Origin of the sequence: Pseudomonas sp. IT-232MI5, from assembly GCF_949767845.1 — a bacterium.
Classification (GTDB): domain Bacteria; phylum Pseudomonadota; class Gammaproteobacteria; order Pseudomonadales; family Pseudomonadaceae; genus Aquipseudomonas.
In genome coordinates, this window is record NZ_CATKQE010000011.1 from 1 (window position 1) to 25,643 (window position 25,643).

24 protein-coding genes are annotated in these 25,643 nt (G+C 59.1%); 13 read left to right on the forward strand and 11 right to left on the reverse strand.

The genetic code is table 11. The annotated features are described in order from the left end of the window. A partial coding sequence (locus tag ACM6JQ_RS08885) for an IS3 family transposase (protein ID WP_414893587.1) occupies positions 1 to 437 on the forward strand: 437 nt, incomplete at its 5' end. A 280-nt stretch (positions 438 to 717) separates the two neighbouring features. Here the strand turns inward: ACM6JQ_RS08885 and ACM6JQ_RS08890 are convergent. Next, positions 718 to 1,488, reverse strand: a complete 771-nt coding sequence (locus ACM6JQ_RS08890) for a DUF72 domain-containing protein (RefSeq protein ID WP_414893588.1) — start codon at positions 1,486 to 1,488, stop codon at positions 718 to 720. 159 nt (positions 1,489 to 1,647) lie between these two features. Beyond that, positions 1,648 to 3,435, reverse strand: coding sequence for a thiamine pyrophosphate-requiring protein (locus ACM6JQ_RS08895; RefSeq protein WP_414893589.1), 1,788 nt, complete (start codon positions 3,433 to 3,435; stop codon positions 1,648 to 1,650). Between the two features lie 185 nt (positions 3,436 to 3,620). Here ACM6JQ_RS08895 and ACM6JQ_RS08900 point away from each other — a divergent pair, with 185 nt between their 5' ends. After that, on the forward strand, positions 3,621 to 4,391 hold the full coding sequence (locus ACM6JQ_RS08900) for an APH(3')-II family aminoglycoside O-phosphotransferase (protein WP_123376854.1): 771 nt from the start codon (positions 3,621 to 3,623) through the stop codon (positions 4,389 to 4,391). Positions 4,392 to 4,523: 132 nt separating this feature from the next. Here the strand turns inward: ACM6JQ_RS08900 and ACM6JQ_RS08905 are convergent, their stop codons facing one another. Then, positions 4,524 to 4,799, reverse strand: a complete 276-nt coding sequence (locus ACM6JQ_RS08905) for a DUF2798 domain-containing protein (protein WP_414893590.1) — start codon at positions 4,797 to 4,799, stop codon at positions 4,524 to 4,526. A 123-nt stretch (positions 4,800 to 4,922) separates the two neighbouring features. On the opposite strand from ACM6JQ_RS08905, the gene ACM6JQ_RS08910 reads away from it, so the two are divergent. The 3 genes from ACM6JQ_RS08910 (at position 4,923) to ACM6JQ_RS08920 (ending at position 7,427) form a co-directional block, all read left to right on the forward strand. Then, on the forward strand, positions 4,923 to 5,849 hold the full coding sequence (locus ACM6JQ_RS08910) for a LysR substrate-binding domain-containing protein (RefSeq protein ID WP_414893591.1): 927 nt from the start codon (positions 4,923 to 4,925) through the stop codon (positions 5,847 to 5,849). A gap of 88 nt (positions 5,850 to 5,937) precedes the next feature. Further along, a complete protein-coding gene (locus tag ACM6JQ_RS08915; RefSeq protein WP_414893592.1) occupies positions 5,938 to 7,014 on the forward strand; it encodes an alpha/beta hydrolase family protein in 1,077 nt (358 codons plus the stop codon). Between the two features lie 2 nt (positions 7,015 to 7,016). Continuing rightward, on the forward strand, positions 7,017 to 7,427 hold the full coding sequence (locus tag ACM6JQ_RS08920; RefSeq protein WP_007913096.1) for a GFA family protein: 411 nt from the start codon (positions 7,017 to 7,019) through the stop codon (positions 7,425 to 7,427). Between the two features lie 59 nt (positions 7,428 to 7,486). Here the strand turns inward: ACM6JQ_RS08920 and ACM6JQ_RS08925 are convergent, their stop codons facing one another. Beyond that, positions 7,487 to 8,362 carry a LysR substrate-binding domain-containing protein gene (locus ACM6JQ_RS08925; protein WP_414893593.1) on the reverse strand — a complete coding sequence of 292 codons (876 nt, stop codon included), beginning with the start codon at positions 8,360 to 8,362 and terminating at the stop codon, positions 7,487 to 7,489. A gap of 166 nt (positions 8,363 to 8,528) precedes the next feature. Here ACM6JQ_RS08925 and ACM6JQ_RS08930 point away from each other — a divergent pair, with 166 nt between their 5' ends. From ACM6JQ_RS08930 to ACM6JQ_RS08945, 4 genes are all read left to right on the forward strand, one after another. After that, positions 8,529 to 9,149, forward strand: coding sequence for a LysE family translocator (locus ACM6JQ_RS08930; RefSeq protein WP_414893594.1), 621 nt, complete (start codon positions 8,529 to 8,531; stop codon positions 9,147 to 9,149). Positions 9,150 to 9,260: 111 nt separating this feature from the next. Further along, complete coding sequence (gene yghU, locus ACM6JQ_RS08935; protein WP_007913089.1) at positions 9,261 to 10,100, forward strand: glutathione-dependent disulfide-bond oxidoreductase; 840 nt, start codon at positions 9,261 to 9,263, stop codon at positions 10,098 to 10,100. Between the two features lie 274 nt (positions 10,101 to 10,374). Beyond that, positions 10,375 to 12,552: a TonB-dependent siderophore receptor gene (locus ACM6JQ_RS08940; protein WP_414893595.1), complete on the forward strand. Its 2,178-nt coding sequence runs from the start codon at positions 10,375 to 10,377 to the stop codon at positions 12,550 to 12,552. 140 nt (positions 12,553 to 12,692) lie between these two features. Continuing rightward, positions 12,693 to 13,886, forward strand: coding sequence for a GAF domain-containing sensor histidine kinase (locus ACM6JQ_RS08945; protein WP_095111983.1), 1,194 nt, complete (start codon positions 12,693 to 12,695; stop codon positions 13,884 to 13,886). On the opposite strand, the gene ACM6JQ_RS08950 is transcribed toward ACM6JQ_RS08945, so the two are convergent. The 3 genes from ACM6JQ_RS08950 to ACM6JQ_RS08960 form a co-directional block, all read right to left on the reverse strand. Further along, entirely contained in the window at positions 13,883 to 14,524 is a 642-nt protein-coding gene (locus ACM6JQ_RS08950) for a LysE family translocator (protein ID WP_007913084.1), read from the reverse strand. The two genes, ACM6JQ_RS08945 and ACM6JQ_RS08950, sit on opposite strands and share 4 nt — an antisense overlap. A 739-nt stretch (positions 14,525 to 15,263) precedes the next feature. Next, the gene (locus ACM6JQ_RS08955; RefSeq protein WP_007913083.1) at positions 15,264 to 15,605 is read right to left on the reverse strand and encodes a hypothetical protein; all 342 of its coding nucleotides are present in this window, start codon (positions 15,603 to 15,605) and stop codon (positions 15,264 to 15,266) included. A gap of 86 nt (positions 15,606 to 15,691) precedes the next feature. Then, positions 15,692 to 16,336, reverse strand: coding sequence for an ATPase (locus tag ACM6JQ_RS08960; RefSeq protein WP_414893597.1), 645 nt, complete (start codon positions 16,334 to 16,336; stop codon positions 15,692 to 15,694). Positions 16,337 to 16,507: 171 nt separating this feature from the next. Between ACM6JQ_RS08960 and ACM6JQ_RS08965 the strand changes: the two genes are divergently transcribed. The 3 genes from ACM6JQ_RS08965 (at position 16,508) to ACM6JQ_RS08975 (ending at position 18,564) form a co-directional block, all read left to right on the forward strand. Continuing rightward, entirely contained in the window at positions 16,508 to 16,756 is a 249-nt protein-coding gene (locus ACM6JQ_RS08965) for a hypothetical protein (protein ID WP_123376844.1), read from the forward strand. A 147-nt stretch (positions 16,757 to 16,903) separates the two neighbouring features. Next, positions 16,904 to 18,061 (forward strand): GGDEF domain-containing protein, encoded by a 1,158-nt coding sequence (locus ACM6JQ_RS08970; RefSeq protein WP_123376843.1) that lies wholly within the window; start codon positions 16,904 to 16,906, stop codon positions 18,059 to 18,061. A gap of 8 nt (positions 18,062 to 18,069) precedes the next feature. Further along, positions 18,070 to 18,564 (forward strand): PaaI family thioesterase, encoded by a 495-nt coding sequence (locus ACM6JQ_RS08975; protein WP_123376842.1) that lies wholly within the window; start codon positions 18,070 to 18,072, stop codon positions 18,562 to 18,564. Here ACM6JQ_RS08975 and ACM6JQ_RS08980 read toward each other — a convergent pair. Further along, positions 18,561 to 19,007: a hypothetical protein gene (locus tag ACM6JQ_RS08980; protein ID WP_007913077.1), complete on the reverse strand. Its 447-nt coding sequence runs from the start codon at positions 19,005 to 19,007 to the stop codon at positions 18,561 to 18,563. The two genes, ACM6JQ_RS08975 and ACM6JQ_RS08980, sit on opposite strands and share 4 nt — an antisense overlap. A 155-nt stretch (positions 19,008 to 19,162) precedes the next feature. Then, positions 19,163 to 21,367, reverse strand: coding sequence for an OsmC domain/YcaO domain-containing protein (locus ACM6JQ_RS08985; protein ID WP_414893598.1), 2,205 nt, complete (start codon positions 21,365 to 21,367; stop codon positions 19,163 to 19,165). Between the two features lie 221 nt (positions 21,368 to 21,588). Here ACM6JQ_RS08985 and ACM6JQ_RS08990 point away from each other — a divergent pair, with 221 nt between their 5' ends. Further along, positions 21,589 to 24,201, forward strand: coding sequence for an EAL domain-containing protein (locus ACM6JQ_RS08990; RefSeq protein WP_095111977.1), 2,613 nt, complete (start codon positions 21,589 to 21,591; stop codon positions 24,199 to 24,201). Positions 24,202 to 24,206: 5 nt separating this feature from the next. On the opposite strand, the gene ACM6JQ_RS08995 is transcribed toward ACM6JQ_RS08990, so the two are convergent. Together ACM6JQ_RS08995 and ppk2 are read right to left on the reverse strand one after the other, a co-directional pair. Further along, positions 24,207 to 24,422 carry a hypothetical protein gene (locus tag ACM6JQ_RS08995; protein ID WP_007913071.1) on the reverse strand — a complete coding sequence of 72 codons (216 nt, stop codon included), beginning with the start codon at positions 24,420 to 24,422 and terminating at the stop codon, positions 24,207 to 24,209. A gap of 264 nt (positions 24,423 to 24,686) precedes the next feature. After that, the gene (gene ppk2, locus ACM6JQ_RS09000) at positions 24,687 to 25,502 is read right to left on the reverse strand and encodes a polyphosphate kinase 2 (protein ID WP_007913069.1); all 816 of its coding nucleotides are present in this window, start codon (positions 25,500 to 25,502) and stop codon (positions 24,687 to 24,689) included. Between the last annotated feature and the right edge of the window lie 141 nt (positions 25,503 to 25,643).

Genomic DNA, 25,643 nt, shown 5'->3' on the forward strand with positions numbered 1-25,643 from the left:
TGTTTTCACGCAAGATAGTGGGCTGGTCGATGGCTCCGAACATGCCGGCAGAGCTGGTGTGCACTGCGATGCAACTGGCTATCGCGCAACGTCAACCGCCACCAGGCTTGATTGCCCACTCAGATCGGGGTAGCCAATATGCGAGTGCAGCTTACAGAGAATTACTGGCAAGAAACGACATGCAGCAGAGCATGAGCCGTAAAGGTAATTGCTGGGACAATGCAGTGATGGAGCGCTTCTTTTTGAGTTTGAAAATGGAGCGGGTATGGCGACGTGACTACGCGAACCACGCTGAAGCGATCCGCGACATTACCGAATACATCGTTGGGTTTTACAACAACGAACGGCTGCACTCGAAACTGGGATATCTGCCACCGACCGTTTATGAACGAGCGATGGCGTCAAAACCACCTATCGAGGTGTCCGGAATTAGTTGACCACTGCATCATTTGCATGAACACCTCGGTAAGTCCCCTCTCCCCCAAGGGCGAGGGGGAAAGGGAGCCGATTTGTGCGCTTTTCAAATCTTGCGTTCAACTCGGTATTTCAAGTCGGCGTCATTTGCATGAACACCTCGGTAAGTCCCCTCTCCCCCAAGGGCGAGGGGGAAAGGGAGTCGATTTGTGCGCTTTTCAAATCTTGCGTTCAACTCGGTATTTCAAGTCGGCGTTACTTGCACAAACACCTCGGTCAGTCCCCTCTCCCTCTGGGAGAGGGCTAGGGTGAGGGCTTCTTCGCCAGGTTGAGTTTCACGGCCACACATTCCTGCTCCCAATCGGCCGTCGGTGTGGCCAGCGTCAAGGCGTTGCCCAGCGCTGCGCCGCTGGCGGTGTTGTCGAATATGCACCAGGTCGCAGCACCTGCTGCGGCCGCTGATTGCAGAGCTTGTGCGAGGTCTAGCAGATAAGTTGAATCGTAGGCGCTGTGGTAAATGCGCGGTGAGCCGTGCAGGCGCCAATACCGGGTTCCGGCCCAGCCACTGGGCGCAGCATCATTGCTGATGCGCGAGGGATCGACGGTTGTTTGGGCGATCTGCCAAGTCATCAACATCGGCTCAGCGATGACCCACGATTCATGCCGTGGCTCGAGCACCACAGGGCCGCAGAAGCGCTGACGCAGTATCTTAAAAAAGGCTTCGGCGATGGTGGCGTCGAACGCCAGTGATGGCGGCAATTGCACAAGCAAGCAACCGAGACGCTCGCCTAACGCGCCGCACTCAGCCAGAAACTTGTCCAGCGCTGCCTCACATCCCGCCAGGCGTAATTCATGGGTGATGTGTTTGGGCATTTTCACCGAAAAGCGAAAGTCCTCCGGTACGCCATCGGCCCAGCGCTCGTAGGTTTGCCGACGATGCGGGCGGTAGAACGAACTGTTGATTTCCACGCAATTGAGGCGTGCGGCGTAGCGCTGCAAATGCGTGCCTTCCACCGGAAATGCCGGCCAATGCTCGCGCCCCAGACTCCAGCCTGCACAGCCCACGAAAATCATCAACTTACCTCTTGTCGTGCCCACTCGATCGGTGCTCGTTCCCACGCTCCGCGTGGGAATGTTGCCCGTGACGCTCCGCGTCACTGGACGCAGAGCGTCCCTAGAGGCGTTCCCACGCAGAGCGTGGGAACGATCAACAGTTGCCTGTCGATTAACCGGTTATTTTTTGCCGGGCAACACCGAGCCGAGCACCTGCTTGGCGGTTTGCAGGATCACCCCGGCCTCATCCGGATCGCCCTTGAGCAGCGTCGTGGCGAATTTCTTCGCCTGCTCAAGTTTGATGTGCGGTGGCAGCGGCGGCACATTCGGATCAGTCTTGAACTCGATCAACACCGGCACCTCCGAGGCCAGTGCCTGCTCCCAGGCAGCGGCGACGTCTTCTTCGCGATCAACGAAAATGCCTTTCAGGCCAATGGAAATGGCGAACAAGTGGTAAGGCACATCGGGGATGCTTTGCGAAGCTTCGAATTTCGGATCGCCCTCCATCACCCGCTGTTCCCACGTGACCTGATTAAGGTCCTCGTTGTTGAACACCGCGCAGATCCATTTCGGGCTCGCCCACTGTCGCCAGTATTTGGCGACGGTAATCAGCTCGGCCATGTTGTTCATCTGCATCGCGCCATCGCCCACCAGCGCGATGACTGCACGTTCGGGATAGGCGAACTTGGCGGCAATCGCGTAAGGCACAGCGGCGCCCATGGACGCCAGCCCACCGGACAATGAACACTGCATGCCACGGCGAATCTTCAGATCACGGGCAAACCAGTTGGCGCACGAGCCGGAGTCGCTGGTGATGATTGCCTGATCGGGCAGGCGCGGTGACAATTCATACACCACCCTTTGCGGGTTGACCGGGTCAGCCTTGGCCATCGCGCGTTTTTCCAGGGTTTTCTCCCAGCTGCCGCGCCAGCCTTCGACTTTCTTGCGCCACTTGCCAGAGGTTTTCTGCTCAAGCAGCGGCAACAACGCCGCGAGTGTTTCCGCCGAGTCGCCAACCAGATTGACCTCCATCGGGTAGCGCAGGCTGAGCATGTCGGGCTGCAAATCGATTTGCACGCCCCGCGCCAGACCTTCCTTGGGCAGAAACTCCGCGTAGGGAAAACCCGAACCGATCATCAGCAAAGTGTCGCATTCGCTCATCAGCTTGTAGCTTGGCTCGGTGCCGAGCAGGCCGATGCTGCCGGTGACCCAAGGCAGATCGTCGGGTAACGCGGCCTTGCCTAAAAGAGCCTTGGCGACGCCCGCGCCGAGTTTTTCGGCCACCGCGATGACCTGATCGGTCGCCTGCAAAGCCCCCGCGCCAACCAGAATCGCGACCTTCTCGCCCGCGTTCAAAACGTCAGCGGCACGCTGCAGATCCACGTCATACGGCAACACTTTGGGCTTCGTGTAACCCACCCCGGAATGCGCGGTGCCATGGGCGCGTGCCGGTGCTTGGTATTTCAGCTCCTGCAAATCGTTAGGCAGAATCAGCGCGGTTACCCGGCGTTCGCCCACGGCCGTGCGCACGGCCCGGTCGAGCAGATGCCGCACCTGTGAAGGCGCCGACGCCTGCTGCACAAATGCCCCGGCGACATCCTTGAACATCGACACCAGATCCAGCTCTTGCTGGTAGTGACTGCCCAGCGCCGTGCGTGCCTGCTGGCCGACAATGGCCAACACTGGCATGTGGTCCATGCGCGCATCGTAAAGGCCGGTGATCAGGTGCGAGGCGCCTGGGCCGGAAGTGGCAATGCACACGCCCAGCTCACCGGTGAACTTGGCGTGTGCCGAGGCCATGAACGCAGCCATCTCTTCATGGCGCGCCTGGACGAATTCGATTTTTCCCTTGGCCCGACTGAGCGCGCCGAACACGCCGTTGATGCCGTCACCCGGGTAACCAAAAATCCGCGTAACGCCCCATTGGCTGAGCCGCTCGACCAGAAAATCTCCCACTGTCATCGTCATCTCGATCCTCGTCTTTCTCCGCTGCATGGAGCTGTCCCGGCAGCACATCCGCCGGGAGGTGTAAGGGTCTGGACACTCGGGGCGTTGGCGAAGTTTCGATGGATTTCTGCGCGCCGATCCTTGTTTGCGAACAAAACCGCCAGAGCGGCACAATGCGCACATCGATAATGACAAGGACAAAAGACATGGATTTCCCAGCAGCATGGCGCAGCCAATTTGCCGGTGCGGCCATTGAACAGCAGACCATTGGCGAATCGCGCGCTGATGTATGGCGGATCACGCCTGCCGGGGCTGCGCCGCAATTCGTCAAAACCGAACAGGTGATGACCTGGGGCGAGTTGCCCGGTGAAGTGCAGCGGTTACGCTGGATGGCGACTCAGGATTTGCCGGCGCCGCGAGTGCTCGACACCACCACGCAAGCGCAACACAACTGGCTGTTGATGACCGCCGTGGCCGGTCGCGATCTGGCCAGCAGCGAGCACCTCTCGCCGCAGCAGATCGTCACGCTCGCAGCCCAGGCGTTGCGCGCACTGCATGCGGTCGCGATCGACAGTTGCCCGTTCGATCATTGCCTGGAGCAGAAGATCACACGGGCCCGCGAACACCTGCTCGCCGGGCTGATCGATGAAGAAGACTTCGACGACTCGCGCCTCGGACAATCCGCCGAGGAAGTGTTCGAGCAGTTGCTCGCCACACGCCCGGCGCACGAGGATCTGGTGGTGACTCATGGCGATGCGTGCCTGCCCAACCTGCTCGCTGCCAATGGTCGTTTCAGCGGGTTTGTCGACTGCGGACGCCTGGGCGTTGCCGATCGTTATCAGGATTTGGCGTTGGCTGCGCACAGCATCACGGACAACCTCGGCGAGCAGTGGCTGCCCTTGTTTTTCGAGGTTTATGGCGTGGAGCCGGATCAGCAGCGGATCGCCTTTTATCAAATGCTCGATGAATTTTTCTGAGACCCCACAAGACCTCCAGGTTGGCGGTGAGGCCATTCGCGAGCAGGCTCGCTCCCACCGGGAATTGAGTTCCAATGTGGGGCGAGCCTGCTCGCGAAGACGTCAGAACAATCACTGCTGACGTGGCGGTTTTCAACAATGCGGATGCACTGTCCACGCGACCAGTTTGATCACGATCGGCCGCACGATGAGGATGCACAGGAACGCCGCAGGCATCGCCAGCTTGTAGGCGTGCAAGGCATTACTCAGGTAGTCGTTATCAATGCCGGAGTTGGCGGCAGTGATCACCAGCGACATCAAAAACGCCATGATCGTCGCCATGTACAACGCAAACACATAAGGCGTGGCGCGCGGCGACAGCTTTCGACGGCCAACGATCATGGCTTCGGAGTTTGTTGGTTGATTCATAAGGCGTTTCCATCCATTGACAGGGAGACCGCACGTTAGCAAAGCCCTCCGACTGCAACTAGACGCTCAACCGCAGGTACTTTATAAAGCAGAACTTACGAATCAACCCTCAACGGGGCATGGATGAATCTGTTAGCGGCGATTGCCAGCTTTATCAAAGTGGTTGAAGCCGGCTCGATTGTCGGCGCCGCCAAGACCTTGGGCGTGAGCGCGGCGGCGGTGAGCCAGACGATCAATCGGCTGGAGGCGCATCTCGGCGTGCGCCTGTTGCAGCGCACCACGCGCAGCATGGCGTTGACCGAAAACGGTGCGGTTTACTACGAGAAAGTTCGCCGTATTGCGGCGGACCTGGAAGCCGCGCAAAGCTCGATCAGCAGCGATGAAACCGAGTTGCAGGGCCGCTTGAGTATCGCGTCGACGTCTGCGTTCGGCCGCCATGTGCTGGCCTCGCTGATCGCCGGTTTCGCTGCTCGGCATCCGCGTCTGCTCATCGAACTCTCGACCACCAATGGCAAGATCAACCACATCCAGGACGGCATCGATCTGAGCCTGCGGATCAAACCGCAACTGGAGGACGGCATCGTCGCGCGCAAGATCGTTTCGCTGCCTTTCGTCATGTGCGCCGCGCCGGCCTATCTACAACGCGCCGGTCGCCCGCAATCACCAGACGACCTGCAAAACCACGCTTGCCTGGCCTTTCGTTATCCCTTGGACGGGCGTTTTCTGCGCTGGAGTTTTACTCGCGACGGCCGGCGTTTCGATGCCCCGATCAATGCCACCGCCGTCAGTGATGACATCGATGCGTTGGCGCAAATGGCGGTCCACGGCGCCGGGGTCACCCGGCTGGCGGAGTTTGTCGCGGCACCTTATCTGGCGAGCGGGCAATTGGTGCCGCTGTTTGAACACAGCGACGCCACCCACTCCGTTGTCGAGCCGATGGACATCTACGCCTGCGTACAGGAACGCGCGGCGATGACGCCGAAGGTCAAAGCCTTTCTGGACTATCTGACAGCGCATCTGGCCACGCGCTGGCCGATGGAAAATGTTTAAGACGCAGGGATCAAAGAGGCTCGCTGACGCGCGCGAAATCGGGCAAAGTTCACCTCGCCCATTCGGCCCATCACGGAAGATAACAACAATGAAAAAGTCTCTCGGCGCCTTGCTACTGATCTGCTTTAGCAGCCACGTATTCGCTGATACCCGACCCGTCGGTTTCCAGTACGCCACGCTGGCCGATCCGCGCAACGAGCGCCCGCTGGAAATGGTCGTCTGGTACCCGAGTGCGACCACGGATGCGACGCCCCAATTGTTCGGTGACAACCCGGTCTTCGTCGGCGCCCCAGCCGTGCTCGACGCCCCAGCCGCCAAGGGTGAGCATCCATTGGTGGTGATTTCCCACGGCAACGGCGGCAGTTGGATCAACCAGACATGGCTGGCCAGTGCGCTGGCCCATCAGGGTTACATCGTCGCCGCGGTCAACCATCCCGGCACTACCAGCCGCGATCGCAGCCCGCAAGCAGCAGCGCAACTGTGGCAACGCCCCGTTGACCTCAGCCGTGCCATTGATGCGGTAACGGCGCAACCGGGTAAATTCGGTACGGTGGCCAAGGATCGAATTGCCGTTATCGGCCATTCTCTCGGTGGCTGGACGGTGCTGGAAAGCGGCGGCGCGCGCTTCGACCCCAAGCGCTTTGCCGACGACTGCAAAGTCCAAACGCAATTGATCAGTTGCACGGCGTATCAACAGATGAACACTGAAAGCACGGCGCAATCGAAAGCTCAGCTCGCCGCCGATTGGCGTGACAAGCGCATCACTGCCGTGGTGTCACTGGACCTGGGGCTGTCGCGCGGAATGACCGACGCCAGCCTGGCGACCTACCCCGTACCGATCCTGGTGATCGCCGCCGGCGTACCGTCGAAAGAACTGCCCGCGCAACTGGAATCCGTCGACCTCGCCAAACGCCTGCCGAAAACCTCATCGCGCTTCGTCGAGATCAGCGACGCCAGCCATTTCACCTTTATGGCGATCTGCAAACCTGGCGCCGTGGCCATACTCGACAAAGACGTACCGGGCGACAGCATCATCTGCACCGATGGCGAGGGTGGCCGTCCACGCGCGGTGATTCAGCAGCAAGTGATTTCCCTGATTACCGGGTTTCTGGCGCAGTCACCCGACAGCCTGAAACACGCCATCACTTATAAGGACTCCCAATAATAATGCTCACGCCCTCCCCTCAAACCTTCCGGGGCAGTTGCCTGTGCGGTACGGTGAAATACCAGATCCGCTCACGGCCCAAAGCACTTTCGCACTGCCACTGCAGCCAGTGCCGCAAAAGCCATGGTGCGGCATTTGCCAGCTATGGCAGCGTGCTGCGCCAGAATCTGGAATTGCTGGCGGGGGCCGATCAAGTCAAGTCTTACCGTTCTTCTGAAGCGGTACAGCGCCAGTTCTGCTCGCACTGCGGCTCGTCACTGTTCTGGGCGCGTGATGAGGGTGAGCACAGGGAATGGATTTCGGTCGCGCTGGGCACGCTGGACACAACGTTCACCAGCGAAAAACAGCAACACGTCGAAGTGACGTCGAAGGCGCCGTGGTTTGAAATCAAGGATCAATGGCCGCAGCGCTGAGTTGAGCTGATTGTGCGCCAGGCGTTAACAGGTTCGTTGCAGCAGCTCTGTTCAGGAGGTCAGCGATGAGAACGGCACACACTCATCGCTTCAGTCAGCCACACTCGGAAGGCGGTGCTGTTGGCGCAGTTTTCGAACGGCCGTGGCGATAGCAGGCAGTAAGTCGATCCGTCCTGCGTAAAACCGAACGGTGCGATCAATTGGCCGGACTCCAGCTCACTTTGCACCATCAGAAAAGACGCCATGCCGATGCCCTGGCCGGCCAATGCTGCCTGGATGCACAGATAGAAATGTTCGTAGTCGACGCGACTGCCGTCCGGTACGCCTTGGCCGGCAAGCCGCAGCCAGTTGTCCCATGCCAGCGGACGCGTTTTGCTGCGTAACAGGCAGGCGCCGCGCAAATCAGCGGACTCGGGCTTTTTCGAGGGCAGGCAAACCGGGCCTATCCACTCCTGGCAAATCGTCACGGCATGAACCGATTCGTCCCAGTGAAAATCGTCTCGGCGGATCGCCAGGTCAGCACCTGAACGGGCGAAGTCGATCGGCCCTCCGGCAGTCAGCAGTTGCACCTGAATGTGCGGGTGGCTGCGGTGAAAGTCGGGCAGACGCGGGATCAGCCATTTCATGGCGATGGTCGGCTCGCAAGACACCACCAGCACATCGTCATGCCGCTCTTGCTGCAAACGATAAACCACCCCTTCCAACTGCTCGAACATCGGTCGAGTGACCTCGAACAACAGGCGACCGGCCTGATTGAGAAAGATTGCCCGATTGCGTCGTTCGAACAACTCGACCCCGATCGCCTCCTCCAGCAAGCGCACCTGACGGCTCACCGCGCCATGAGTGACGTGCAGCTGTTGCGCGGCTTTGACGAAACTCTGGGTCTGCGCGGCGGTGTTGAAAAAACGAAAGGCAGCCAATGGGGGCAAGTTCATATAGACGACGATTTCTCACAGATTTACGCGACTATAAATCGTTTTTTCTGCAGACGAAAATTCTTCATCATTCGCGCCAAACGCTGTACTGATCACGATCCGGGTCGCGTCATGCAGCGCGACATCTGTGAGTTAACGTAGCGCAAATAATGACTGGAGAATGTTGATGAATGAGTTGTTTCTGATGATCGCCATCACGATGTTGGCGGTGATCAGCCCTGGCCCGGACTTTGCCATGGTCACCCGCAACAGTTACGCGTTCGGGCGACGCAGTGGCTTGATGGCGGCGCTGGGCATCGCCTGTGGCGTGCAGGTTCATGTGCTCTACACGGTGTTTGGCGTGGCCGTGATCATCACGCAGTCGCCCTTGTTGTTTATGGCGATGAAACTGCTGGGCGGCGGATACCTGGTTTATCTGGGCATCAAATCTTTTACCAATACCTCGGTGATGACGTTTGCGGACGCTGGCGGCTCGGCCCCCTCAGCCTGGGCGGTATTTCGCAGCGGTTTTCTGACCAATGCACTGAATCCGAAAACCATGTTGTTTGTCGTCGCGGCATACAGCCAGTTTGTTCAGGCCGGTAGCTCGCTCGCCATTAACTTCGCTTACGGATTGTTTATGTCGCTGGCCCACTGGCTGTGGTTCAGTCTGGTCGCGTTGTTCTTCTCCACAGAGGGATTGCGCCGCCGCATGCTGGAAAAACAGCGAGTCATTGACCGGGTGATTGGCACCGCCCTGATTGGCCTTGCCGCGTGTTTATTGATTCCGGGGATTAGCCAGTCTTGAATGCAGGGGACATTTGGCCTGGCGACCTCTGGATTACACAGCGAGTTCTGTGGTGTCCTGTCTCTTATCAGCGAGGTATTTTTTCCACTTGCCAACGAAGAGGCCCCTTAGATGAGCAAAGCGCCGTATGTTCCGCCCCAGGTCTGGAAAAACGAAGCCCCGTCAGGAGGACAGTTCGCCAGTATCAATCGACCGATTGCCGGCCCCACCCATGACAAGACGCTGCCAGTCGGCAAACATCCGCTGCAGCTCTACTCGCTGGCCACGCCCAACGGCGTCAAAGTCACGATTCTGCTGGAAGAGCTGCTAGCGCTGGGACACAGCGCTGCCGAATACGATGCCTGGCTGATTCGCATTGGCGAAGGTGATCAGTTCTCCAGCGGTTTTGTCGAGATCAACCCCAACTCGAAAATCCCGGCGCTGCTGGACCGGAGCGTTGAGCCGCCGATTCGTGTGTTCGAATCCGGTTCGATCCTGCTGTATCTGGCCGAAAAGTTCGGCGCCTTCCTGCCGAAAGACCCGGCCGGCCGCACCGAAACCTTGAATTGGCTGTTCTGGCAAATGGGCGCCGCGCCGTACCTGGGCGGTGGTTTCGGGCATTTCTATGCCTATGCGCCGGAAAAGATGGAGTATCCGATCAACCGCTTCACCATGGAAGCCAAGCGCCAACTGGATGTGCTCGATCGGCGCCTGGCCGAAAGCGCCTACCTGGCCGGCGACAGCTACACCATCGCCGACATCGCGGTCTGGCCGTGGTACGGGCAACTGGTGCGCAACAACGTTTATTCCGCCGCCGAGTTTCTCGCGGCGCACGAATACACGCATGTGCAACGCTGGGCCGAAGACATCGCCAAACGGCCGGCAGTCATTCGTGGGCAACGCGTCAATCGCACGTGGGGCGATGAAGCGACTCAAGTGCCCGAGCGGCACGACGCCAGCGATCTGAACTGACAGCCCTGTTCGTCATATTCACCCACTGAGCACGCCCCTCAGCAGCGCCGGTCACCGACCTTTGTGACCGGTCTGCTACATCTCATTTGCCCCCCAAAAAACCACGACTCTGCGCCAACCCGCGCCACAGAGCGGTCAGCCAATTGTGAAAAATTCGTTAACTAACTAAGCCGTACGGCTTTCTTCACCCGGAATGATCTGACACACTAATGCGAATAATTCCTACACGCACTCGCACTGGATTCGTTTTCGTATCATTTGGGGAAGCAGATTGATGTCGTTTCGCACCATTCACCGCCGTTCAAACCGTTCACCTAACCTGTTGGCGCTCGCCATCTGCATGGCCAGCATCGCACCGGCACTGGCCGACGAGACAACGCCCGCCACGCCTGAAAAAACCGCGCCGACCACGCTGGAACTGGATGCGACGGAAATCGGCGCCACGCAGATGAGCAGCACCACCGAGGACACCCAGTCTTACACCACTGGCCCGATGCGGACGGCGACCAAGCTGTCGCTGACCATGCGCGAAACGCCTCAGGCGGTGACGGTGATCACCCGTCAGCGCATGGACGACCAGAACATGACCAGCATCAACGATGTGGTGCAAGGCACGCCGGGACTGTTCCTCAGTCAGGCCAGCGGTCCAGGGCGGCAGACGTACAGTTCACGCGGTTTCGACATCGACACCATCATGTACGACGGCTTGCCGAGTTCCTACTCGCCGTTCTCGATGGCGGTGCAACCGAACCTGGCGATGTTCGATCGCGTCGAAATCGTCCGCGGTGCGACTGGCCTGGTCACCGGCGCCGGCAACCCTTCGGCGGCGATCAACCTGGTGCGCAAACGTCCGACCGCCGATCAACGCGTCACCCTCACTGGCGCCGCCGGCAGTTGGGATGACTACCGTGGCGAGATCGACGCCTCCAGCCCGTTGAACGAAAGCGGCACCCTGCGTGGCCGCGTGGTCAGTTCCTACCAGGGCGCCGACAGCTTCCGCGACAAGGAAGAAAACGATCATGGTTTGTTCTACGCCATCGGTGAAGCCGACCTGAGCGACAGCACCACCGCGACCCTCGGCTTCTCGCGGCAGAATGAGCAAACCAACTATTTCTGGGGCGGCCTGCCGATTGGCACCAACGGCCATCACCTCGATCTGCCCCGCTCCACCTACCCGGGTACCGACTGGGAAAACCGCAAGCTGCAAATCGACACCGTGTTCGGTGAAGTCGAGCATCGCTTCGACAATGACTGGAAACTGCACGTCGCCGGCTCGTCCTCGACCCTCGACGGCGAGTTCTCCGGGACTTACCTGTCGCGTTACGCGGGCCCGCTGGAAACCACCGCTTATCAATCCCATCACACCGACAAGCAACACTCGCTCGACGTGTTTGCCAGCGGCCCGTTCGAAGCGTTCGGCCGCAGCCACGAACTGGTGGTCGGCGCCAGCAACCGCGTATATGACGCGACCACCAAGGAATACGATCCGTACACCACGGCCTGGCCGATTGGCGCGCCCAAGCCTGATTTCGTGCGTGACGGCAAAACCCGCAACGTCACCACCCAGGACGCGGTGTACCTGACCACCCGCCTGAGCCTGGCCGATCCGCTGACGCTGATCCTCGGCGGCCGTCTCGACTGGTACGACTACGATGATCGCTCCGGCGATGGCGATTACAAGGTCACTCGTAACGTCACTCGCTATGCCGGTCTGATCTACAAACTCGACGACCATCACTCGGTGTACGCCAGCTATACCGACATCTTCACCCCGCAAACCCAGAAGGACCTCGGCGGCAAGGTGCTCGAGCCGATCGTCGGCGAAAACTACGAGGTGGGCATCAAGGGCGAATACTTCAACGGCGCTCTCAACGCCAGTCTGGCGGTGTTCCAGATGGACCAGACCGGCCGCGCCACCCTGGCCGACAATCAGTTCGGTTGCCCGGTCCTGACCTGCTACGGGTCATCGGGCAAGGTACGTAGCCAAGGCGTGGACATGGAACTGCAAGGCGCGCTGACCGAAAACTGGCAGGTCGGCGCTGGTTACACCTATACCCGCGCGCACTACATCAAAGACGAGAACCCGACGAACAACAATCAGCGTTTCGATACCGACACGCCTGAGCATCTGTTCAAGGTCTCCACCGTGTACCGCTTCCAGGGTCCGCTGCAACACCTGCGCGTGGGTGGCAACGTTTACTGGCAGAGCCGCATGTACAACGATGTCGCCCTGGCCAATAACGGCAGCTACCGCCTCGAACAGGGTGGCTACGCCGTCACTGATCTGATGGCCGGGTACGAGGTCAACAAACACCTGGATCTTCAGGTTAACGCGAACAATATCTTTGACCGCGTCTACTACTCCGCCATCGGCTCCAATGTCACGTGGGGTTCCAACGACAACTACGGCAACCCGCGCAGCTACATGCTGACCGCCAAATACAAGTTCTGAGTCACTGACGTTCTGATCAGCAGCAATAAACAAGGGCGCCGGGGACATCCACGGCGCCCTTGTACTTTCTGGCCGCTGGATTAGTCATGAGCAGTAATAACCGTTAGTCTCTGAGCGAACTCTTCACGAAGCATCGCGCTATGACCAATCCGGCCTTTACCCCCGACATCGACGCGATCCGCAGCATTGAAGCTGTTCCGGTCATCCTGAGCATGGTCAAGCACCTCACGGGCATGCGTTTCGCTGCGGTAGCGCGGGTCACCGAAAGCAACTGGGTGGCGTGCGCCGTCGATGACTCTATTGATTTCGGGCTCAAACCCGGTGGCGAGCTGGTACTTGAATCGACTATCTGCCACGAGATCCGCCAGCATCAACAACCGGTGATTTTCGGGCACGCCAGTGCGCACCCGGTCTTTTCGCTGCACCACACGCCGAAAACCTATGGCCTGGAAAGCTACATCTCCATTCCCATCGTCAAAGCCAATGGCGACTTCTTCGGCACTCTGTGCGCTATTGACTCGGTCCCGGCCAATATCGACGAACCGGCCATTACCAAAACACTGACCTTGTTCGCTCAATTGATCGCCATGAACCTGGACACGCAACGCCATCTGGAAGCGACCCAAATCGAGCTGGACAACGCCAATGAACTCGGGCGCCTGCGCGAGCAATTCATCGCCGTACTCGGCCACGACTTGCGCACACCACTGAGCGCCGTGCGCATGAGCGCCGACCTGCTGCAAAGCAAAACCGAAGACAAGCGCTCGCTCAACCTGATTGCGGCGATCCGCAATAGCTCGGTGCGCATGGGCGTGCTGATCGAAAACATCCTTGACTTTGCCCGAGGACGCCTGGGCGGCGGGATTCCGGTGCAGCGCAAGCTGGTGGACGACTTACAGCACACCCTGCAATTGACCCTTGCCGAGGTTCAGGCGTCCCATCCGCAGGCGAAATTCATTCATGAACTGGATGTGCCGGCAGGCGTCTATTGCGATGCGCTACGGATCAGCCAATTGCTTTCCAATCTGCTGGGCAATGCGGTTACCCACGGCTCGAACAGCACACCGATCGTCCTCAATGCTTGTGCAGAAAACGACGAGATCGTGATTTCCCTGACCAATCAGGGCACGCCGATTTCAGCGCAGCTGATGCCACTGCTGTTCGAACCGTTTTCCCGCGCCGAAGCCGGGCAGCGTTGCGAGGGTTTGGGGTTGGGACTTTATATCGCGTCGCAGATAGCGACGGCGCACAACGGCACCTTGAGCGTGACCTCAAGCGCCGAGTTGGGAACCTGCTTCGTGGCGAGATTCCCGGCCCGGTTCAAATGGGTTTAAGCCGCCTGCCGACGCATCGTCAGAATCGCTGCGCCAAAACCGATAAACGTTGAACCGACCACACGACTGACCCAACGGGACAACGCCGGCCGGGTCAGCACGCCCTTGGCGCGGGAAGCCAACGCGGCGTACACGCTCAGTGACGACACCGACAACGCCATGAAGATCGAAGTCAGGATCAGAAACTGCGGCAACAGCGCGGCGCCCTGATCAATGAACTGCGGAAACAATGCGGTAAAAAACATCGTCGCCTTGGGATTGGTCACCGCCGTCAGGAACGCCGACTTGTACAACTTGCCGCGAGTCGGCCGCACCATGCTCGCCTCCCCCTCGACACCCTCCGGCAGCATCGGGCCCTTCTTGAACAGCTGCTTGACCCCGAGGTAGAACAGATACCCGGCCCCGATGATTTTTACCGCATTGAACAGAATTTCCGAACTGGCCAACAACGCACCCAGCCCCAACATCGCCGCAGCCGACAGACAGAACAAACCACTGGCATTGCCCAGCGAAGACCAGATCGTGCTGCGCTGCCCATGCGCGAGACTGTTATTGATCGCCATCAAAGTCGCCGGCCCGGGGCTGGCGATGGCAATTGCGGCGACCAGAGTGAAGGTCAATATCGAGTGAGAATCCATTTCCGCTGCTCGCATAAGTGAAGTCGCCGCATGTTACAGCAACCTGCTGCATAGCCCAGATCAAAAGCCCCTCACCCTAGCCCTCTCCCAAAGGGAGAGGGGACTGACGATGGTGTTTGGGAGAGTTACGCCGACGTGCGATACCGCGTTGAACTCAGATTTTGAAAAGCCCACAAATCGGCTCCCTCTCCCTCGGGAGAGGGCTGGGCGGGCGGCGTTCCGATGAAGGGCAGCAACAACGCAAATCAAAAGCCGAACACCCGCGCCCTTCACCACTCAATAGGCCGAGTATCAGCTCGCCTGCTCTTGATCTTGATCCACGGGCGACGTCGGAAGGCTGAGTGGAGGGATTGATCCGGGCGTGGGAGCGCAGCGACCGTTTGGCGCAGCCAAACACAGCGGGAGTAGGTGCAGCGAAGCAAACCGGAGACGCTGCGCCCGGATCGATCCCGCAGCGAAGGAACCCCGAGCCCCAGCGAGCGGGCCGCACGCAGGAGCAAGCGTTTTTTGCTTACTTTTTTTGGCGTTTGAAAAAAAGTGAGTCGCCGTAAGGGCGAAACCGTAATAAGCCATCACCGCAGCAACGGATATTCACAAAGAACACCCCGAGCATGGTCGGCCCAAAGGCCGCCAAGCCCAAACAAAAAAAAGCCCCGCAGCCACATAAAGGCGCGGGGCAAAAAATTGGTTGGTTGCGGCCAACCAAAGGAGCTCAGTCAAATCCGTACAAAAGCGAAAATCAGATGCAATCCTGCGCAGCCCGCTCAAAACTCGAAGGCAAAAGATTCGAAGCCAACAAATGCCGCTCGTAAATAAACACCTTGCCGCCATTACCCGCCTTGTACGCCTCAAGCACGTTGTCAGCAGAAATCTTGCTCGGCACCACAATCCGGTAACTACGCTGAGTCTGCGAAACCGTCGGGTTCAACGCACTGCCCTGCAACTTCGGCACAACACAATCGGCGTACTGCGCAGGCGTCTTGCTGGTCTGCAAAGTAAGGCTCGGGTTATTCGGCGCCGAAGCACAACCGGCGAGCAACAAAGAAGCAAAGGCCAAAGCAGGCACAAATAAAAGACGCATCGGTGTCATCCTGAAAATAAAGGTTCGGTTCAACCGGCAACGGTTCAGCCTCACGGAGCCGCCGTCGCCATTTATGTTTTAAGTGATCAGCTCGACGCCACCAGCGCCTTGAGCGACACATCGAATTGCTTCAAGGCGTTGAGTTGCAAGTCACGCTGCCTGTCGATTTGTGCAGCAATGGCCGGTGCCGCTTGGTTATGCACCCACACCGAGGGCAGCTGTTTCTCAACGGCGCCTTCAGCCTTGCCGATGTATTGCAGGTCGGCGTCGTAGAAACGTGCGGTGAAACGCGCTTCGACCAGGCTGTTTTGCTGCGTCAGCAAACGATTGAAGGTGTCGAGTTTCACCACGATGTCCGGATGCGCCTGTACCAACGCATCAAGGTTGTCGTAAACGGTCACGGACAAGAACTGCTGTTGCAGCGAACTTACCAGCCAGTCGATGGCCAATTCCGGATCGGAACTGCTGACAAAGGCTGCTCGAATCCGCGAATCCAGCGCACCTTTCGCACCGTTGACCGCCATGTCGTGGTAACGCCCAAGGTATTGCAGGTTGTCCAGCGTGTTCTCACTGAGCAACACGCCCACGGTCTGCGAATGCTGCAACGTCGCGCTGCTGCCGGTGATGGTCTGGAAGTGACACGACCCGGTGTCGGCTGCGTAAGTCGGTGCTGTGAACAGTGCGCCGCCTGCCAGCAGGGCGACCAAAGCCAGTCGGGTCATAGTCTTCATCGCGCAGATTCCTTGAGCGGCGTGTTCGATGGAGGCGATTTTCCGCCGATTGCCGCCAAAGCAGAACTTGCGTTTCTTGATGGTCACTATTACTTCTAGCAATAGTTGCGCGACGTGCAGACTGATACACACTCAATCACAACGAGAAAAACATGAAATGAGGAGTTCGCCTTGAGAACGTTTGACCTGATCCGTGACGCCGTTCTGCCCGATTTCCGCGAGCGCGTGGCCGAGTATCTGGTTCAGTACGAAAGCGTATTGCTGAACAAAGACGCGACCGACCGGCAGCTCATCAAAGACACCGCTAACCAGTTGCGCGGCTACCTGCGCGGGCTCAACACCACGCGGGTGCTGGGTATGGCGTATTGGGAAGAACTGGATCGTCGAGTCGTCGACACTTGGCTCACGCCCGAGCAATGACCGATCGGCACGGTGATCAGGGCGGCGGTCAGCAACCGCGCCCTCCCCGCTGCCAATGGTCTGCGCGGCAACACGACCGCTGCGAAAAAGCCGCCCGAACGCTTACAATCGCCGGTCTCACCGCCAATCAGACAGGCTCATCCAGAAATGCCGCTCGACCCACCTACGATGCTGACCATTTCCATCGCCCTCGCAGCCGCCGCCGCGCTGTATCTGGCGATCGAGTGGCGCAGCATTCGTGAGCCTTCGCTACTGTTCTGGAGCGCCGGTTTCGCCACCATCACCGTCGGTTCCACCCTGGCTCTGCTGCGCAGCAGCGGCTTTTTGCTGATCGGCATCTGGTTCGCCAACGGCTTGCTGGTGACCGCGCACTTCCTGTTCCTGCTCGGCGTGGCGCGCTTCACCCAGATCCGACTGTCGCCGGCCTGGTATCTGATCTTCGCCACTTGGCTGGTCATGCTGTTGTTGCCGGACGGGCCGCTGTGGTCGAAGGTCATGCTGGCGGCCAATTCGCTGCTGGTGGCGCTGTCGACCCTCAAGGCCAGTTCACTGCTGCGCCCCCACGGCAAGTCGCTGAGCGTCGGTGCGGTGCAGTTGCGTTACGTCCTGCTCGGTCACGGGATCTTCTACGTGGCCAAAGCCCTGACCGTGGTGATCCCCGGCACGTTGATCGATCTGGCGGCGTTTCGGGGCGAGATCATTCAGATTTCTCTGGTCGAGGGTGCGATGGCAATCATGTTGATCGCCCTGTCGATGACCGGCACCGAACGTTACCGTCGGGAAAAACAGATCGCCCGCCTCGCCGAGCGCGACCCGCTGACGGCCCTGTACAACCGCCGCGCCCTGGAAAAACGCGCACCGCGCTTGCTCGAACACGTATCGCCGGAGCATCCCGGCGCCCTGCTGCTGATCGACATCGACAATTTCAAACTGGTCAACGACCAGTACGGCCATACCGCCGGGGATCGTTTGCTGATCGCAATGAGCGAGATGATCCGCTCGGTGCTGCCGCGCAATGCGCTGACAGCGCGCCTGGGCGGTGACGAGTTTGTCATCCTGCTCAACAGCGCATCGAGTGAGCGCGTCATGCAACTGGGCAACACACTGCGCGAGCAGTTTCTGAGCACCACTTCACAGACATTCCCCACTACTGCCGCCGTGACACTGAGCATCGGCGCCAGCCTGTTCGACAAACCGCCAGCCAACCTCACCGCGCTGATCGAGCAAGGCGACGCCGCCCTCTACGAATCGAAACGCGGCGGGCGCAATCGCTTGCGCCTGACCGGACTCACCACGCCAGGATAATAAAAACCATGTCCAGCCTCGATACTCCTCTGCAAGACCTCGCCGCGCCCGAAGGCGTCTGCTACGGCTGCGGCGGCCGCAACCCGCACGGCCTCCACGTCAAAAGCCATTGGCATGAAGACGGCGTGCACGTCATTGCCGAACACCTGCCGGAGGCCAAATACTGCGGCTGGCCGGATCTGGTCTACGGCGGGCTGATCGCGATGCTGGTCGACTGCCATTCCAACTGGACGGCGATGGCGTATCACTACCGCGCGGAAAACCGCGAGCCTGGCAGCCTGCCGCGTATCGACTGCGTCACCGGCAACCTTGGGATCAAATTCATCAAACCGACACCGATGGGCGTGCCGCTGACTCTGCGCGCGAAAGTCGAGGGTGACGTCGGGCGCAAGACCCGGGTGATCTGTGAGGTGTTTGCCGGGGACGTGTTGACGGCGGTGGGTGACTCGGTGTTTGTGCGAGTGGATACCGAGCTGCTGGCGAATGCGGCGCATGGTCGTTAAGCGTTAGAAGACCGTTTGAGCACCGCAGTCGAGACCCGTGGCACGATCATCCTTTCGATCAGCGCCACCACCTCTTTAGCGCCATAGCAGCGGAATTTGACGCTACCAGCGTCGGTGTCCAGACGGATGATCTTGGTGAAGAATCCACCTTCGTTGGCGACAGCGCGGATCATACCGATCGGAATCTCGATGTCTAACGTACCGTCCTGAACCATGCGATTCAGGGCGTTGGCATTGAGGTGAACCGCCGTTTTGGTCAGCACCATCTTCCCACCGACCCACAGACCGCCATAAGCTTGCTTGAACGACTCCATGACCCCGGCCACCACGTCGACATTGCCGGCGCCAACAGCATCGTAAAACTCACCCACCTCCTCGTAATTCACCTCGACATCAGCTACCAGAAAGTTGACCAGTTTGGACTTTACAATCTTTTCCGACATTTACACTTCTCCCTGATTTTAAATCATCGTCCGTGACTTCAGACGCTCGTGGCAAATTCTAGCACTTGGCCACTACTCACCTATAAGACATTCACACGATTCAAGACTTGCAGGTAAAAAAAGCACCCGAGGGTGCTTTTGTTCTAGCGCAGATATCAGCGCGACAAAGCCGTCACATTCGCCCGCGCCGTATGCAACTTCTTATAGCTCTCGATCAAACGCAAATGCCGATCCAGCCCTTCCAGCTTCATGCTGGTCGGCGTCAGGCCATAGAAGCGCACGCTGCCATTGACCGAGCCAATCGCCGCGTCCATGCGCTCGTCACCGAACATCCGGCGGAAGTTGGCTTCGTAGTCTTCCAGTTGCAGATCCTCGTCCAGCTCCATCTCCAGCACCACGTTGACCGCTTGATAGAACAAGCCGCGCTCAACGGTGTTGTCGTTGTACTGCAGGAACGCTTCGACCAGATCCTTGGCCTGTTCGTACTTCTGCAGGGCGAGGCAGATCAGCAGGCGCAGTTCCAGAATGGTCAGCTTGCCCCACGGCGTGTTGTCGTCGAACTCGACGCCGATCAGCGTGGTGATCTCGGTGTAATCGTCCTGCTCGCTGTTTTCCAGGCCTTGGGCGAGGTTGCGCAGGCCGACCTTGCTGAGGTTGTGCAGGTTGAGGATGTCGGCGCGAAATTGCAGGGCTTTGTTGGTGTTGTCCCAGATCAGGTCTTCGACCGGGTAGATCTCCGAGTAGTCCGGCACGAGGATGCGGCAAGCCTTGGCGCCGATGTGCTCATAGACCGCCATGTAGACTTCTTTGCCCATGTCTTCGAGGATGCCGAACAGCGTTGCGGCTTCTTCGGCGTTGGAGTTTTCACCCTGGCCTGAGAAGTCCCACTCGACGAATTCGAAATCTGGTTTGGCACTGAAGAAGCGCCACGAAACCACACCGCTGGAATCGATAAAGTGCTCGACGAAGTTGTTCGGTTCGGTGACGGCCTGACCGGAGAACGTCGGCTGCGGCAGATCGTTGAGGCCTTCGAAACTGCGGCCCTGCAGCAGCTCGGTGAGGCTGCGTTCCAGCGCCACTTCCAGGCTCGGGTGGGCGCCGAACGAGGCAAATACGCCGCCGGTGCGCGGGTTCATCAGGGTCACGCACATCACCGGGAATTCACCGCCCAGCGACGCGTCCTTGACCAGCACCGGGAAGCCCTGCTCTTCCAGGCCTTTGATGCCGGCGAGGATGCTCGGGTATTTCTCCAGTACTTCTTGCGGCACGTCCGGCAGGGCCATTTCGCCTTCGAGGATTTCGCGTTTGACCGCGCGCTCGAAGATCTCCGACAGGCACTGCACCTGCGCTTCGGCGAGGGTGTTGCCGGCGCTCATGCCGTTGCTGAGGTAGAGGTTTTCGATCAGGTTGGACGGGAAGTACACCACTTCATTGTCCGACTGGCGCACAAACGGCAGCGAGCAGATGCCGCGCTGGGTGTTGCCGGAGTTGGTGTCGAACAGGTTCGAGCCGCGCAGCTCGCCGTCACGGTTGTAAATCTTCAGGGTGTAGTCGTCGAGGATCTCGCTCGGCAACTCGTCTTTCGGGCCCGGTTTGAACCACCGCTCGTCGGGGTAGTGGACGAATTCGGCGTTGGCGATTTCTTCGCCCCAGAACTGATCGTTGTAGAAGAAGTTGCAGTTCAGACGTTCGATGAACTCGCCCAATGCCGAGGCCAGTGCGCCCTCTTTGGTCGCGCCCTTGCCGTTGGTGAAGCACATTGGCGAATGCGCATCGCGGATGTGCAGCGACCAGACGTTGGGCACGATATTGCGCCACGAAGCAATTTCGATCTTCATCCCGAGGTCGGCGAGGATACCCGACATGTTGGCGATGGTCTGCTCCAGCGGCAGGTCCTTACCGGCGATGAAGGTGCCTGCGTCGGAACCGGCCACCGGCATCAACAGCGCCTGAGCATCGGCGTCGAGGTTTTCGACTTCTTCGATGATGAATTCCGGGCCGGTCTGCACGACCTTCTTCACCGTGCAGCGATCGATGGAACGCAGGATGCCCAGGCGATCTTTCTCGGAGATGTCCGCCGGCAATTCCACCTGAATCTTGAAGATCTGGTTGTAGCGGTTTTCCGGGTCGACGATGTTGTTCTGCGACAGACGAATGTTTTCCGTGGGGATGTTGCGCGTGTCGCAGTACAACTTCACAAAGTACGCCGCACACAACGCCGACGACGCCAGAAAGTAATCGAACGGCCCCGGTGCCGAACCATCGCCCTTGTAGCGAATGGGCTGATCGGCAATCACCGTGAAGTCGTCGAACTTGGCTTCAAGTCGAAGGTTGTCGAGAAAGTTGACCTTGATTTCCATGCGGGATTACCAGAATACGGCTAAACGAATGGGCGCCATTATCCGGTTTTTGCGCGGGAAGTCTTGCCCTTTCGGGAATCGCCGCTGATCGGCGCGCTGCACTCGGGGAGGCAAATCACGCGGGCTTCACTACGCTTTCAATGCAGTCGCCGAGAAGAATCTGAACATTGCGCCCGCGCCGTGGTTCTAGATTCAGAAGACAGCGGATCAAGGACGAGCACATGGACCTTTCCAGCTATGCAGCCCCGCTTCCACCGCGCCAGAGCGCCGTCACCCGCCGCCTGGCCTTCGCGGTCGGTGCGCTGTTTGTCAGCGGCGTGATTGCGGCGGCGGTCGCTTTGCTGGGTATCGCCGAGCGCCTGGACAGCGAAGAGGTCAACAAAACCCGCTTTTACTCGGCTCGCGCGCTGGAAAACCGCATCACTGCCTCGAAAAACTACATCACCAGCTACGCCTACTGGACCACCGCCTACGAGCATTTGAGCGGTCAGGTCGACACCGACTGGGCCTACACCGAGCAGAACCTCGGCAAGACCCTGTTCACCAGTGACGGCTATGACGGCGTGTTCGTCCTCAACCGCGAAGGCACCCGTTACGCGGTGGTGCGCGGGCAAATGGTCGATGCCGAGTTGTCCGCGTTCGTTCAGGTGAGCGCCACGGAATTACTGGATCAAGTGTTGGGCCAAGGTGACCTGACCAAGCCAGTCAGTCGCTATTCACTGTTCGAGGGCTGGCCGGCGCTGGTGTCGACGGCGGCGATCATCCCGAACGATGAGCGACCACTCGGCGATCCGCAGACTTCTTCGGTGCTGGTGTTCGTCGACAAACTCACGCCGACCAAATTGCGCCTGATCGGCAGCGGTTACGGCTTGAATAACCTGACCCTGGCACTGGACGATACGCTCGACCCGAACCGCCCTCGCGTGCCGCTGGACAGCACCGGTTACAGCCTGATCGCTGATCTGGAACGGCCCGGACAACATTTACTGTGGTCATTGCTACCGCCACTCGGCGCGACGATTGTGGTGCTGATGCTGCTGACCGCGTACTTCTTCCGCCATGCCTTGCGCTCATCGCAGTACGTCGACCAGAGTTTTGCCGTCATGCAAACCTCCAATCAGGCGCTGGAACACGCCAATCGCGAGCTGGAAGCCAGCGAAGAACGCTTTCGCGCCGTGGCCGAAGCCGCGTCCGACTGGATCTGGGAAGTCGACCGCAACCTGGCGCTGACGTACCTGTCGGCGCGCTTCAGCGAAGTGACCGGCTACCCGCAAACCCTGTGGCTGGGGCAGGACATCGGCCACCTGTTGAGTTGCGACACCACGCCGCTGGAACTGTGGCTGAGAAAACTGACCGAGGAGAACAGCGCGAGTGACTTGCGTTGCACCTACCGTGACCACTCCGGCCAGACGCGCCACTGTCGGTTGTCCGCCCGGCCAATCTTCGACAAACACGCGGTCATCGGCTATCGCGGCACTGCCAGCGACATCACCGACGAGGTCGCCGCTCATGCGCAAATCCAGCATCTGTCGATGCACGACGCCCTGACCGGCCTGCCCAACCGCAACAAACTCGCACGTTATCTGGATGAGGCGCTGCTGCTCAAGGAGCACGCGCCGCCGCTGTCGCTGCTGATGATCGACCTCGACAACTTCAAACCGATCAACGATTCACTTGGCCACCCGGCCGGTGACGCCGTGCTGCAGGAAGTCGCCGTGCGCCTGCGTGAATGCACCCGCGAACACGACATCGTCGCGCGACTGGGCGGCGACGAATTCATCGTCGTGCTCAACGGCATGGACAGTCAGCATGAGATCGACAAATTCTGCACCCGCCTGATCGGCAGCCTGCATCAACCGATAGTCTTCGAACATCACCCGCTGCACATCGGCGCCAGCATCGGCATTTCGCTCAGTCGCCGCCACGGCTATGTGCCCAGCGACCTGATCCGTTATGCCGACATCGCTCTCTATCAAGCCAAATCCGAGGGCAAAAACACCTGGTGTTATTTCGAAGCGCACATGAGCGATCAGATCCAGACGCGCCGGCAACTGGAGGATGACCTGCGCCACGCGCTCAAGCACAACGAATTCATCCTGCACTATCAGCCGCGCTACAAGGTCGATGGCAAACACATCGTTTCGGTCGAAGCGCTGGTGCGCTGGCAACACCCCAGCAAAGGCCTGCTCGGTCCGGACCTGTTCATCCCGCTGGCGGAACAGACCGATCTGATTGTCCCGCTCGGTCGCTGGGTGCTGCGCGAAGCTTGCGAAACCGCATTGGGTTGGCCGGAAGACATTATGCTGTCGGTCAATCTGTCACCCGCGCAGTTTGCCGTCAGCGATGTGGTCGAGGATGTTCGGGAGGTACTGGTGCAAACCCGTTTTCCAGCGAGTCGCCTGGAACTGGAAATCACCGAGAACGTGATGCTCAACGACACCGACGGCGCGTTGACCACCATGAATGCCCTGAAGGAATTGGGTGTACGCCTGAACATGGACGACTTCGGCACCGGTTACTCATCGCTCGGTTACCTGCGTGCCTATCCGTTTGACGGGATCAAGATCGACAAGCGCTTCATCGCCTCGATCAGCAGCGGCACCAACGATCGCGCGGTGGTGCAGGCGATCATCGGGCTGGGTAAAGCCATGGGCCTGACCGTGACCGCCGAAGGGGTCGAAACCGAAGAGCAGCTGGATATTCTCGGGGTCGACCAATGCAATGAAGTGCAGGGTTACTTCATGAGTCGGCCGATCGACAAAATCGCGTTTGCGCGGCTACTGCACGATTCCAGGGGCGCACAGCTGAAGGCAAAGAAAGGTCGCGTGACCTGAAGGACTTAACCGTTTGTTCGCCCCAAATCAGCGGTAAACACATTACCTGCATCGCGAACTAACTGCCGCCACTCGGCGCTGGTGATCAACCCCTGCTCCTCCATCTCATCGGCTGCCTTGAGCAGTTCGTCGTACTGTTCTTCCGGATCCAGTCGCATCTGCGATTGCGTCGCCAATTTTCGCCATGCCGCCAGTTTTTCTTGTTTGCGCTGATTGAACATCGGGGAATGATCTCGTGAAGGGCTTCCTTGATAGAAAGAAACGGGATCAAAGGGGTTCAGCGCAGTCGACGGATGGACTGTTTGCTTCTAAAGGGCTTTGCCGATCAACAATGATGGATACACCACCGAATACTGTGGGATTGAGCCTGCTCGCGAAAGCGGTGTGTCAGGCAACACATCCGCCACAGACAATCCGCTATCGCGAGCAGGCTCACTCCTACAGGGATTTGTGCTGGTCAGTTCCCCTGTGTCTGACGCAATTCGTCAGAACTTTTCCGCTACGCGTTTATACGGATAATCCGGATCCCGGTACTTGCCCGGCTTCTGCCGCTTGGGCAACTCGACCTTCTCGCGCTTCACATCCTCATACGGAATGCGGCTGAGCACATCGGTGATGATGTTCAGCCGGGCACGGCGCTTGTCGTTGGAGTCGGCCACCAGCCATGGCGCGTGTTCGGTGTCGGAGTGCTTGAACATTTCGTCCCGCGCCCGTGAGTAGTCGTACCAGCGGCTGTAGGATTTCAGGTCCATCGGTGTCAGTTTCCAGGTCTTGCGCCCGTCGTTGATCCGCGCCTCAAGCCGACGGGTCTGCTCTTCGGGGCTGACTTCCAGCCAGTACTTGAGCAGGATCACCCCGGACTGGACGATGGCGTGCTCGACCCAGGGAATCGATTTGAGGAACTTGTCGGCCTGCTCATCGGTGCAAAAGCCCATCACCCGCTCGACGCCGGCGCGGTTGTACCAACTGCGATCGAAAATCACCACTTCGCCTGCCGCCGGTAGATACGGCAGATAACGCTGCACATGCATCTGGCTTTTCTCGCGATCGGTCGGCGCCGGCAGCGCCACCACGCGAAAGACTCGCGGGCTGACACGTTCGGTCAATGCCTTGATGGTCCCGCCCTTGCCAGCGCCATCGCGGCCTTCGAAGACGATGCAGACCTTGACGCCCTTGGCGATCACCCATTCCTGCAACTTGACCAGTTCGACGTGCAGTTTGCGCAACTGCTCAAGGTAATCCTTGTTCTTCAGCTTCGGACTTTCAGGCGCCGTGGCGGCCTTCTTTTTGCCTTTTGCCATGACCTTGGCCTCTCTCCAATAAATGCAGAAACAGAGTGTTGATTGACGGGACAAACCAGACACGTGAGGTTAGTTCATGCCGTGCTGATTGCCATTGCCGGGCAAAAAGCCAAATTGCCATGTGTTTCCTTCGTTCTTTAT